The organism is Bradyrhizobium sp. SZCCHNR1017 (genome assembly GCF_032381375.1).
Lineage (GTDB): Bacteria > Pseudomonadota > Alphaproteobacteria > Rhizobiales > Xanthobacteraceae > Bradyrhizobium.
The window spans coordinates 1-12,347 of record NZ_JAUHIR010000022.1; the positions used below are offsets into that span (position 1 = coordinate 1).

A 12,347-nucleotide genomic window follows, 5' to 3' on the forward strand; every position below is an offset into this window, starting at 1 on the left:
CGCTTTCGCTTCATCTGTCCGTCCTTCGTCAGGCCGGACTCTAAATCGTTCTGGAGGAAATTCTTAGGGGCAGGTCAGTCCATGCCCGCGGATCGACGGCGCCTTGTTTGTGTATCAATGGTGGGCCGGTTTGCACTCACCAGATAGCCACAAGCGTTTTGTTTGATAAGATGCACGACATGCGCCCCTCCGAAGCTCTCTTCTGGTTGAAGCTTTGGCATCGCGAAAAGTCGTGGCAACGCGGCTTGCAAGATGAACGGGAGGCCAAGCTGGGATGTAACAGCGACGACGGGCACCCGAGTTCAGGATACAGATCTTATCCTCCGCGACCGTCATGTCCCGGCTGCAGGTCCAAGGGACTCTTTCCAGTGCGGATAGGTCATCCGGCCGTTGAGCTCGAATCGCATTGTGAACGGACCATCCGTGAGCTTGGGACCGAAGCTGATCGTCTCGCCCTGCAATTTTGCAGCCAGGATCTCACCTGTGGGTCGTTCGCCGAGCGCTGCCGTGAGCGAGGCTCAGGCCCCGGATCATAGCCCGCGGCCTTCAGGATCAGCGAGAAGAGCCTGGGCATGGCGTCAGCGTCAGTTGTGGATACGCGGGCCAACTGCGGCGCGCCTCCAAAGGCGGTTTCGCTCCGCCGCACGCAGCAGTTCTTATCTTCCTCGCTCAGCCCCCCCGTTGACCTGAACGATCTGGCCCGTGATATGTCCGGCTTCGCGCGAGGCCAACCATCCGATCGTGCTGGCGATATCAGAGGGCAGACCCGCTCGCCTATTCATCGTCTGACCGATCAGCATTTCTCGGCGCTCAGGCGATAAGCGATCGCCGAAGAACTCAGTCTCCGCAATATAGCCGGGTGCGACCACATTCACCGTGATGCCCTTTGGTCCGAGTTCCGCGCCGAGATCATAACAATACGGGTGCAAGGCCGCCTTGGCGGCGCCGTAACAGCCGTTGCCCGACCCTCGATATGCCGCAATAGAGCTGATAAGAATGATCCGTCCGCCCGGCGCACTGAGGTGCCTGCGTAAGCCTTCGATGAGGAGGACGGCACTCAACACATTAGATGCGAAGTTTTCGGTCCAGCGCCTCGCAATACCCGAGAGGTCTGGGCCGTATGAACCGGGCGGTGACGTCAGCACAACATTCCCGCCGGCCGCCGCCACCAGAACGCGTATTTCCTTATGCCTGTGTGTGATTTCGTCGCAGACGCGCTGTACTTGGTCTGCCTGGGTGAGATCAACGGCAATCGGGAGAACCGGAACGCCTCCGCTCCGATTCAGGTGTTCAGCCGCTTTCTCCAACCGATCTGCGCGACGCCCAAGAACGACTACGTGAGCGCTCTGTTGATGGAAGTGCTTGGCGACCGCAAGGCCAATCCCGCTTGCACCACCGCTTACGACAACTGCATCCGTCATCGATCTTCCTTTCGCTCCTGGGACTCAAGTAGTTTCTCGTCGATCTGATCGGTTCAAGATGGATTCCATCTGAGATCGCCTCTTACCCGTTCCAAGTCGGCGGCTATAGCAATAAGCTGCGTTTCTCGGTGTGGGCGGCCAAGCATTTGAATGGCCAGGGGAGCACCACTTACTTCGCTTCGTTTTATCGGCATGGTGATTGCAGGAAGTCCAGCGAAACTCGCGATTGGCGTGTAGCCCAATCGTTGTTCGTAGTCGGGTTGGTCTGAGGCTGGGATGGTCGATTTGGGCATCACAGCGTCCCTCAGGCTGCGAGGCGGTGTCGGGTGAAGAGGTAGCAACCAAATCTCGGCAGACTCCGCGTCGAACCGCGACTCGATATCTTTGCGGCACGCTGCAAGTCTGTCGAGTATTCGGCCATAGGATTGATCATCGATGCGAGCTCCGATTTCCAGCGCAGCCTGCGTCGATTCCGACAATTCAGTTTTCATCCATTTCTGCCACAGGCGGTAACCATCCCAAGCCTCGCGAGCACAGAGTTGCCATGCCGCTTCGCGCTGCGCCCAGAGATCGTCCAATCGCACCGATCGAATGTGGTGCCCGGCGTCCTCGAGTAGACGGCATGCAAGATGCAACGCGTCCCGCATTTCAGGATGACAACAACCTCGATCAAAAGCGTTCTCAACAACCGAGACTTGGCAGCGGCCTAAAGGCGCAATCGCTGATCTCTCTTGACCGCCGAGGCGCAACAGTTGCCATAAGAAGAAAAGATCCTCAGCGCTGCGTGTGACCCAGCCCAGTGCGTCCATCTGAGGAGACAGAGGGAAGATACCATGAAGGTCGGCTCTGTCGCAGGTCGTGCGTAGACCGACAGCGCCACAATTTCCCGCTGGCCAGCGGATGGATCCAAGCACATCCGTCCCGAGGGATATGTCGCAAATGTTGGCTGTCACAGACACGGCCGATCCGGTACTCGAGCCGGCGGGAGCAACGTCCGGCACGTAGGGATTGACACAGCCGGAGCCAACACCGAGGTTAAGCTCAGTCGTGACAACCTTGGCGACTATCTCTGCGAACTCTGTATCTATCGCTCGAACGGCAGCGGCACTGCTGTCCGGATAGTGCCGATGATGCCGCAGACCAAGACGCGTGGGAAAGCCAACGACGTTGATCGTGTCCTTCACTCCAATGCGTATAGCCCGTGCGTTCGATCCTAACTCTTTCCGATGTGCGCAGGCTCGATAGCGAGTATCTGCCCATGTGCTCCAGATGCCGCACTCAGACCTCCAACGGTCAGCATCAAGGCTTCCATCCTGCCTCGCTTCGACGCGTGCCTCCAGCGACATGCGGAGCGTTTCCGGAAGGGGCGACGTAGCCGATTGGTCCTCCAATTTGCATGCGCGGAAGAACGATGTGACCTTGTCTGTAACCGCTATCATTGCTCTCGCCTCCTCCTTCGTGGAGCGACGGCCACTCAAGCACACCAACTCACCCGGGTGACCTACCAGATTTAGTGGGTCGCGGGAGTGGCGGTGCAAAATTCGAAAATGGCTCGTCGATGGTTCTAGGGCAACTCGGGATGTGCACTTGGCAGCAACGATAAGTCCGGAACGTCCAGATCAGGCTCTTGAGGTCCCTGTTGCGCGACCCGCCGCAAGATAGAAATATAGCTCGCAGTGGCCGGCGACGCGTCCGGTTCGGACCGCCAGGTCATTAGGAGATCATAGTTGATAGGTGTTCCACATCCGGTCAGTTGACGCACGGCCACGCCCGGCCGGATCTCCGATCGAAGTGACATAGGAATGACCGAAATCCCAAGCCCGCCAGCGACCAAGCCTATCGCGGTCTGGAAGTCAGGTACGCAATGACTCACGTAAGGGTGGAAGCCCGTCTGAGCGCAAGCTGCAACAATGCTGCCATAAAGCCCTGGCCCCTCGGTCGGTGGGAATAAAATCCAGTTCTCGTGCGCGAGGTCGACAAGCGACACCGTTGTCACAGAAGGGCTCGCGAAGCGATGGTTGTCGGGAACTATTGCAACCATTTGGCTGGAAAATAGCAACTCCGTGGAAAGCCGGTCGGCTGTGAGCACGGGGCCAGCAACGATCGCGATGTCCACCTGCCGCGTATGCAGCATCTTCATCTGTTGTGCGGTTGTTGCCTTGACAAGGACGAGCTCCATCTTCGGATGCTCGGCACGCAATTGCCGCAACGACCGAGGAACAAGGTTGTATGCTCCGCCCATCCCAACGAACGAAATCCGTAGAGGCCCCTCGATGGGCTGCTCTGCGCTTCGTACGCGCGACATGGCTCGATCAGCTTGTGCAACAGTCAATTTTGCTTCACGGAGAAATACTTTCCCGGCCGTGGTCAGACCAAAAACGCGGGTACCACGATCAATCAATGTCTGCCCCAGCTCGGCCTCTAAAGCCTTGATTGCCGCCGTCAAAGGCGGCTGCGCAATATTGAGGCGCTTAGCCGCCCGACTGAAGCTCAATTCTTCCGCAACTACGATGAATTGCCGGAAACGTCGCAACTGAGGCATGTCATACCTGTTTTAGAAGACGCCCTATATTTCATTCGTATTGGACGCGTTGAAGTTCAACTGATACTACCATACTACCGTTAGATGCAAAAGGATGTTGCGTGATGGATGTGTGTTGGACCGTTCCCAATCGTCTGTTGAGCTACCTCCGCACTCTTCCGAACTTGGCTGAGGCGTACACATCTGCCGACCCTATCAGGAGTCCTGCCGACCTACGCGCCGTACCTCTCCTGACCGAGCAGGGATACCTGCACGCCATGCGCGAGATCTCCGACGCTTGGCGAGGGAGCGGCGCCTATCTATTCATGTCGTCTGGGACAACCGGTCAACCCAAAATCGGGTTACAACCACGGCATCAGCACATCCCAGAGATACTGCAATCATGGAATCCGACGTCCCGGACGTCTGGTCGGCGCTTCGTCGATTTCTCTTCTGGCGGCAAGGCCTGGTCAGCAAACCACTTCTTCCGAGAGCTTTGTCTCTCGAAGGGGATGATATACCTGCACCTCGGCAATGTCGCAAACGACCTCGATCTCGATGCAATCTGGGGCCGCGTGCTCCTCCAATCCGAGGCCTGCGTAATCTCCGGAAACCCTACATTGCTGGAGATCATCGCTTCTTATGTGGTCAAGCTTGGCCGGGACATGCCGACGGTCCAAGCAGTCCTCTGGACCGGAGAGCCTCTAAAGGGTTTTCACGAACGGGCTATAACGCGCGCATTCCCCAACGCTGAGCTCTGGAGCGTTTACGGTGGGACTGAACCATGGGTGATCGGCTTCCAAACGCCAGAGATGCCGCGCAACCAATTCCGGGCCCTTGACTATCAATACGTCGAGTTGGTGGACGGCTCACTGGTCGTAACGTCATTGAATGAGGCCGTCATCAACCCAATGCTGAGATACAAGGTTCCCGATCTCATTGAGGCGGTCGATCAGACCGCTGACGGACGTATTCTTGAGTTTAAAGTATTGGGCCGCGCCGACAACAGAATATTCTTCGACGGAAACAACGTCTCGCCTAGAGCGATCGCGCAGGCGGTACGCCGTATTCGCAACATCGAAGATTCCCAGGTCATACTCCGTCAGCGCGACGGCGTTGTGAAGCGAATCGAGATCCGGATAAGGCCTCAGTTCGGTGCGGCGGAGCCATCGCATGATGATGTCCTGAAGGCGCTCATCGAGGACGACGTCCAGAACGACGTCCTTCGCGAGATATTGTCGGTGGATTCGAGCGAGCCGTTCGTCATCAACGACCGCAGCGGCAAGTGCGCCGACTACGTGTTCCTCGACTTCTAGCCTCTCCATCGCCGCTCGACGTCACACTGTCGGCCTATCCACGGAGTTTCCGATGAATATTGAAGCGACGAGCGCCTCGTCGGAGGCCAACAATGCACTTGCCGAGATGCGAAGCGTTTGGCAAAGCGAATGTCCTCCACTGCTCCGCGCGTATCAGGAAAGAAAGCTCGCGCGGGTTTGGGATATCGCGAAGTCGTCGCGGGCATACTCACATCTGGGCCGCTTTAGCGTCGGCGCCTTTCAACAACTCGATGTTACTTCTAAAGCTGCCTTGAAGGCGCGTCCCGATGATTTCGAGAGCAGCCTTATCGAACAAGCAGTCAAGTACTATGAATCGACTGGAACAACAGGAACGGCAACGCCGACACGCAGAACGGCAGAAGATATCGCCTGGAATTACGGAAGTGTGTTTCTACAATGGGGAGAGGTCATTCGGCCGAATGACCGCTGCTTGACCTTGCTGCCGTCCGATATCGCACCTATCGGCGATCTAATCGTCGGCGTATGCGAAATGGCAAGTGCTTGCGTCGCGAGATGCTTTCCCTTCACCCAAGGCATTGTTTCCTGGGATCGGATTGAAGCGCTCTGCAGTCGCTTTCAGCCCACGGTAGTATTTGCATCACCCGGCACGCTGATCCAGATGATGCGTGTATTCAAGATCCGAGGAACCTTTCGCTCTTGCGCCGCCTCGGTAAACACCATCATGCTTTCCGGCGAGGTCGTCTGCCGGGAATTGCGGCAGATGCTGGCGTCCGAGTGGGACGCCGACGTCTACGTTGCGAGCTACGGGTCGACCGAGACAGGAACGATTGCCGCAACAGGCAGCGACAACTCTCTCCGGCTTCTGGAATATGCATATATCTGTGAGATATCGACACCAGAAGGAATCAAGCCTGCCGAGCCAGGGGATTGCGGTCAACTGGTCATCACTACGTTGAATGCATTCGCAAGGCCGCTGCTGCGCTTCGACACAGGCGACAGAGTCAAGATACTAGGTGACACGAGCAGCTCGAGAAAATACCTCGAGATTCTAGGGCGCGAAGAAGAGACGCTCGGAATTGGTAGCCGCAATTACCTCACAGCCGAGGTCGATAGCATGGTCTACAATACCAAAGGAGTCACTGGATACCTACTAAAGGTTCGGAATAACGAAGTTGTCGGCATCATTCTGGAACACGACCCGGACTATAGCGACAGACTAGACGAGCTCTCGAAAAATGCGGCCAGATCATTTCGCGATCATGGACTGAATTTTGAACTCGAGATTGTAGCTCAGCTTCCCATCACGACAAAGAGTGGGGCGTCGCTAAAGAGCTGGAAGCGCTCCAATGCCGTCGCAGCTTAGCCTCGACCCGTCCATCGAGCGCCTGTCAGGCTCGTTGCATCTGTTGCGGGACGGCGGGGCGGGCACTGGCGGGGCAGACCTTTGGGCCACCTACGCTGGTGTGAGAACCCTGAGGTGGTTGGAGTACACGCTGCCCGAGCCCGAGCGCAGCGGAACGATACATTACCTCTTGTCACGACGAAATCGCGATGGAGGCTTCGCGTGGCAACGGGGACTGATATCAGACGTGTGGGCCACATACTACTGCAGCCAAGCATTGACGGACTTGGGCGCGCCCGTGCCCGAAATTCCAAGAATGGCCGACTGGCTGGCTCGCCTCCAACACGGCAACGGCGGCTTTGCAATGATCGCCGGGCAGGAGCCGGACGTATGGGCGACTTACTACGCCGCGCGTCTTTTCCACGAAATCGTGCGGGCGAAGATTCCCGCCCAGGCCGAGCTCTTAACTTGGCTGCGCTCGCTTCAATTGCCAGACGGTGGCCTTACTTGGTGTCCAGGCCACCGACAATCGGATGTAAGGGCGGTCTACTACGCCGTTAACGCTCTTAAAGCTCTCCAACAGCGTCCGGATCTGCCCTGGCAAGGGCACGAACTTCTAAAGTGGATGCAGAGCAGACAGGCGGAAACCGGCGCGTTTTGCTTTCATGCGAACGCAGCGCCATGCATGTGGGCGACGTTTCGGGCCACAAGCGCTCTTCGAGCTCTGGGATGGTCTCCAGCCGAGCCGGAAGCGTGCCGCGAGTGGATACTCGGCCAACTGACGCCGGAGGGGTTTACTCGTTGGGAGGGCAGCGCTCAGTCCGATGTATGGGCAAACTTTTCGGCTGTCGGAGCACTCGCGGCGCTCGACTCGAAGCTGGAGGCGGCCCAAGCGGATGTCGTACGCCGAAGTGTTATACGGACAAGCGTCCCGTCGGGAGGGCTCAACTATCGCCCAATCGCGCTTGCCAGCGACGCACTGACGACCGCATCGGCAGTGATGATCGCCTGCATCAATTCCCCCCGACATCCCTCTATCGAGACGCTGTGCGAATGGCTCCAAACGGCACATACCCCATGGGAAGGCGGCGTAATGTATATGCCGGGGCGCGGCGCAGAGGTGCGCTGTTCACTATGGGCCGTGTCGGCCCTCCGCCTGGCGGGCCGGCGGCTCCGCGAGGAAGGAAGGCTGGTCGAGTGGATTAGAGAGTTGCAAAACCCAGATGGCGGCTTCGGGTATTGGGTGGGGCGAGGATCTGATATGACGTCATCGATGTCCGCGGTTGCCATCCTTACCTCGCTTGGAAGGGACGCCAACAACGAAATCGATCATCGCTCTCTTACCGGCTTTGTTATGCGATGCTTGCGCCCGGACGGCGCCGCCGCTACACCCCGCGGCTTATCAAGCGGAAGTGCGACTGCCCAGGCTAGCTATATACTGCACAGCCTTGGCCAACGAGATTTGGCCGAGAAGACCGCCAATTGTCTCGGCGAACTGTCTATCATGTCCGGTTTCCGAGAAACAAGAGCCTCTCTGCCAAGCCTTTATGCGACCTACCAAGCGTTGCTTGCCTATGGCCAGAACGATCGCCTCCCTATGTCATCATCTTCGCTGGACCGTTTTCTTGCGAAACTCGTTTCCAAGACCGGTGAGATCGGATGGACGCCGCTACAGCAAAGCGGCCAGGATCCATTAGCGGTAGCGCTATTTACGCTTTTGAAGCGTAAGGCTGATGATCCCGCGTTCTCGCTTCCTGTTCTCGCGTTGACCGCTTGAGCCATGCCCACCTTAACGATCCACTCCGACCTCAAAGACCCCACTATGCGGGGCCGCTTCTGTCGACGCGTCACGGTCACCTTCGGACGGCTGGGAGTCGATGTCAGGCACGTACTTACTCGCTGGCTGGTCATTGATCCGAGTGCCGTATTCTCTGGACCCGCCCCGCTCGCCCGCTCGAATGTGAAATCGCTGGCCTCCGTCGCGTTTATTGCTATCGAGGTAGACCAAACACGTGAGCGCTCCTGGCGTGACAAGATTGTTGAGGGTGTGCTCAGTGCGTCGAAAGACGTATTCCCGCACGACCGCCTCTTCATACGACTGATCCCGGTTGATCCGTTCGATCATTGGAATGTCATATTGGCCGAAATGCGCGATCGCGCAGTAAAGGAGGGGCGCAATGCCGGGCGAGACGACTGTTGACAAGATCTTAGCCGCTTCGCGCGAACTATTTCCGTTCGAGCTGAAACTCGCTCAGATCGACACGCCCCTTCCAAGCATTCCTGGACTGAACTTCGACAGCCTGAAAGCTATGGAAATGGTCTCACTCCTTGAAGAACTATTCGGAATCGAGATCGATTTTGGTGTTGACGATCTCTCCTTTAATCTTTCGACTGTTCGACGGGCAGCCCAATTGGTCGAACGAAAGTTGAGCGTTAAGCACGTGTCAGGTGCTGCGGAGTGAATGCCGAGGAGGCGCGAACGTGGACGCGATGGATACGACCACCCGACCAGCGGCCAAGGAATTGTCCTGGCCGGAGCTGCAGGCTCTGCTATTCGATTCTAAATCAGACGAGCGATGCATGGTGCGCAGCGAACTCGATCGCTCGCTCACATGCGCCCCCTGGTCGATCGATTTTTGGCGGGCTAGCCAGCTTCGCCAGACTATCCCCCTCTGTGCAAGTATCGGTCTACGCTCCTCAGGGACGACTGGGACGGCAAAGGTAGCGTGGCGATCGATGCTGCAGGTCGAACTTGAAGCGAACTGCATTGTGCAGGCTTTCGCACTCGAGCAAGTCGATGAAGTGGTTTCATTCGCTCCTGTAAACCACGCCTTCGGCTTCTTGTGCGGGATCGCACTCGCGCGCAACAAGCGCGCTCGCCTGACCTATTGCCCCCAGCTTCAGGGAGGTGAAATCCTCCGCGTTCCATCGTCCGGGAGACGAATTATTCCTAGCCTCCCCTCGACTTGGCAGATGTTGATGCGCACCGGGGTTCTGGACGATCCATCGACGACAATCCTCCATTCTGCTGGCCCGGTCCCGCGAGTTGCTCGGGACATGCCGAACTTTGGCCGCCCGTCCTCTTACGCCCTCCGCGAAATCTTCGGATCGACGGAAACTGGCGCAATTGCATATCGACAATCGGCGCGCGACGACGCGAGCTTTTGGCAGCTGTGTTCCGACACCACTCTGCTCGGTCCAGACCTTGAGGGACGGCTCCGTGTATTGAGCCCACGCTGCGCAACAGCTTCACCAAGCGGAGAGCTTGGCCCCAATCTCGACGGCATCACCATCGAAGATGACGTAGAAATTCATCCGGGGCGACAGATCCGGCTCAATGGCCGTCGAGACGATCTGGTGAAAGTCAACGGCGTTAACGTTCGTCTCGGACTCCTCGCGACCGAGCTTGAAATGGTGTTTCCAGACAGGCCAATGACAATTGTGATCGAGCCGGACGTCGTCCGTGGGCATACCTTCTACTTGATCACGCTCGCACGTAGCGTTTCCCCTGCCATGCGAGCAGAGCATGAGCGTACGATTGGTCGGACGGTCACACGACTATTTGGAGCTCACGTGTACCCAGCCCGCTACGTTTATGCCGATACGCTGCCATCGACCAATACCGGAAAAGTTCGCATTCGGCGCCTGGTCAGCGAAAACTCAGTTGAGGCACAATGAACACCGCGAGACGATAAGGTACACACACATGCGCTCTTACCCAGTTCCCGATTGGCTGCTCTTCATTAATGATTATGTTCGTCGAGGGCACGCCTATCTCGCCGGCCTGGGCCTTACATTCGAAGTCGGTAGCGATTTCGCCGTTTTTGCGGCTGCCTACTATGAGCTCTCCGGCGAGGTAGTTCTCAGCACGTACGATCCAGAACACAGCTACCTTACGCCAGCAAATAGTTTTTGGGCGATCGCGCGCAGATCGGGCCATTGCGTTGCGACAGCAGCCATCAAGTTGATCGATAGCCACGATTTTCGCTACGACCTGGCTGTGGGAAAGGTCTTTTGGGATCTCGCTCCGCGATTGGCGCCGTTTGCGGAAGAATTGCTCACGCCGGAGTTCCCCTTCATGGCCGGCAAAGTCGCGTATTGTGGGGCCGCCTTCGTCGCGCCCGAACTCCGACAGGAGGGAATCAATGCGTGCGTCGGACGGATGACTCGCTTGCTCTCAATCAAGCACTTCGGGGTCGAATGGCTTTGCGCGACATGCTTTGAGAGGGTTGCGCGATCAACGCTCCCGCTCGGCAGCAACGCCTTCTCGCATATCGCTCCTTGCATCGTCGCGCCTGCACCAGCCTCATTTCCGGGTGAACCGTTTTATCTGATGTGGTCAAGCCGCGACGAAATGCTAGAGCGACTGCGCACTCATAGCGGCTTCGGGTCGGCCTCGCTGCTCCAGGAGCGCAATCATCCAGCTTCCTAGGTTGCCCTAGTGCGTCTTAAACGAGAGGGACTAAGCAATGTATACGACAATATTCGACTGCGCGGAATCTAACGTGCGATCCTATTGCAGACATTTCCCGGTTACCTTTTCGTCCGCAAGCGGCGCCTGGATGGTGGACACAGATGGCCGAAAGTACCTCGACCTTCTTGCAGGTGCTGGAAGTTTGAACTATGGGCACAACAACCCTCTTATCGTCGCGCCGGTGATCGAGTATCTCAATGGAAGCGGCATCGTTCAATCGCTAGATCTTCATACGGTAGCGAAGGCCGAATTCTTGCAGGCTTTTTCAGATCGCATCCTCGCTCCACGCGGACTTACGTACAAAATTCAGTTTACAGGTCCGACCGGAACTAATGCTGTTGAAGCGGCATTGAAATTGGCGCGCAAGATCACTGGTCGTACCAATGTCGTGGCGTTCACAAACGGCTATCATGGGATGAGTCTTGGCGCGCTCGCTTTGACATCGAATCCCGTCAAGAGGGCGGGTGCCGGCGTCGCACTTACAAATGTTACGTTCCTTCCGTACGACGGTTATTTCGGTCCGTCAGTCGACGTTTGCGATTACATCGAAGCGATGCTCACATCGCCAGGCTCTGGAATTGATCGACCGGCAGCGGTGATCGTTGAACTGGTACAGGGCGAAGGTGGTCTCGCTGCCGCACGCATGTCTTGGATCGAGAGAATCGCTGGGCTCTGCCGGGAGATCGGAGCGTTGCTTATCGTCGACGACATTCAAGCTGGTTGTGGGCGGACCGGATCGTTCTTTAGCTTCGAGGGTAGCGCGGTTCAGCCAGATATGGTCGTACTTTCCAAATCGCTGAGCGGCCTCGGAGCGCCGCTATCCGTAGTATTGATCCGCCCTGACCTCGACATTTGGTCGCCGGGTGAGCACAATGGAACCTTCCGCGGAAATAATCTTGCGTTTGTCGGCGCAACGGCTGCTATCCGATGTTACTGGACGAACGGTGACTTCGCGAGATCGGTTCAGGAGCACGCAAATGTGTTGACAAGGGAACTGACCGCGATTGCTGACTCTACGGACGGCGAGGCAAGCGTGGTTGGCCGAGGACTTATCACGGGTTTGTCATTCCGGTCCGTTGCTCTTGCCGATCAGATCTCTAAACGTTTGTTTGAGAATGGCGTAATCGCCGAGACCTGTGGCGTCCACGACCATGTCGTGAAACTGCTGCCGCCTTTAACGATTTCCTCTACGGATCTGTCGTTTGCGATCGATACGCTGCGTGAGGTCGTCGCGAGCACGTTAGGGCGACCGGCGCAAGTCGACGCAGCCTAGCCTCAAAGTCCAATCCAA

The 12,347-nt window shown here is 57.2% G+C and carries 11 protein-coding genes and 1 pseudogene; 9 read left to right on the top strand and 3 right to left on the bottom strand.

The window, feature by feature from the left end; genetic code table 11:
• Positions 1-656: 656 nt before the first annotated feature.
• From QW863_RS32635 to QW863_RS32645, 3 genes are all read right to left on the bottom strand, one after another.
• Positions 657-1,421: an SDR family oxidoreductase gene (locus tag QW863_RS32635; protein ID WP_315718623.1), complete on the bottom strand. Its 765-nt coding sequence runs from the start codon at positions 1,419-1,421 to the stop codon at positions 657-659.
• A gap of 53 nt (positions 1,422-1,474) precedes the next feature.
• Positions 1,475-2,605: an amidase gene (locus QW863_RS32640; RefSeq protein WP_315718622.1), complete on the bottom strand. Its 1,131-nt coding sequence runs from the start codon at positions 2,603-2,605 to the stop codon at positions 1,475-1,477.
• A 380-nt stretch (positions 2,606-2,985) separates the two neighbouring features.
• Entirely contained in the window at positions 2,986-3,963 is a 978-nt protein-coding gene (locus QW863_RS32645) for a LysR family transcriptional regulator (RefSeq protein WP_315718621.1), read from the bottom strand.
• A gap of 257 nt (positions 3,964-4,220) precedes the next feature.
• Between QW863_RS32645 and QW863_RS32650 the strand changes: the two genes are divergently transcribed.
• The 9 genes and pseudogenes from QW863_RS32650 (at position 4,221) to ectB (ending at position 12,329) form a co-directional block, all read left to right on the top strand.
• Positions 4,221-5,258, top strand: coding sequence for an AMP-binding protein (locus tag QW863_RS32650; RefSeq protein ID WP_315718620.1), 1,038 nt, complete (start codon positions 4,221-4,223; stop codon positions 5,256-5,258).
• A 52-nt stretch (positions 5,259-5,310) separates the two neighbouring features.
• Complete coding sequence (locus tag QW863_RS32655) at positions 5,311-6,603, top strand: phenylacetate--CoA ligase family protein (RefSeq protein WP_315718619.1); 1,293 nt, start codon at positions 5,311-5,313, stop codon at positions 6,601-6,603.
• Positions 6,587-6,853, top strand: a pseudogene (locus QW863_RS36065) (hypothetical protein); the annotation flags it as partial. The gene QW863_RS32655 and the pseudogene QW863_RS36065, both read left to right, overlap by 17 nt.
• A gap of 45 nt (positions 6,854-6,898) precedes the next feature.
• Positions 6,899-8,359 carry a prenyltransferase/squalene oxidase repeat-containing protein gene (locus QW863_RS32660; RefSeq protein WP_315718618.1) on the top strand — a complete coding sequence of 487 codons (1,461 nt, stop codon included), beginning with the start codon at positions 6,899-6,901 and terminating at the stop codon, positions 8,357-8,359.
• A 3-nt stretch (positions 8,360-8,362) separates the two neighbouring features.
• Positions 8,363-8,782, top strand: a complete 420-nt coding sequence (locus QW863_RS32665) for a hypothetical protein (protein WP_315718617.1) — start codon at positions 8,363-8,365, stop codon at positions 8,780-8,782.
• Positions 8,760-9,044, top strand: coding sequence for an acyl carrier protein (locus QW863_RS32670; RefSeq protein ID WP_315718616.1), 285 nt, complete (start codon positions 8,760-8,762; stop codon positions 9,042-9,044). Before QW863_RS32665 ends, QW863_RS32670 begins: the two co-directional genes overlap by 23 nt.
• A gap of 28 nt (positions 9,045-9,072) precedes the next feature.
• Positions 9,073-10,260, top strand: coding sequence for a class I adenylate-forming enzyme family protein (locus QW863_RS32675; protein ID WP_315769839.1), 1,188 nt, complete (start codon positions 9,073-9,075; stop codon positions 10,258-10,260).
• 28 nt (positions 10,261-10,288) lie between these two features.
• Positions 10,289-11,014 carry a hypothetical protein gene (locus tag QW863_RS32680; RefSeq protein ID WP_315718615.1) on the top strand — a complete coding sequence of 242 codons (726 nt, stop codon included), beginning with the start codon at positions 10,289-10,291 and terminating at the stop codon, positions 11,012-11,014.
• Positions 11,015-11,051: 37 nt separating this feature from the next.
• Complete coding sequence (ectB, locus tag QW863_RS32685; RefSeq protein WP_315769827.1) at positions 11,052-12,329, top strand: diaminobutyrate--2-oxoglutarate transaminase; 1,278 nt, start codon at positions 11,052-11,054, stop codon at positions 12,327-12,329.
• Positions 12,330-12,347 lie beyond the last annotated feature (18 nt).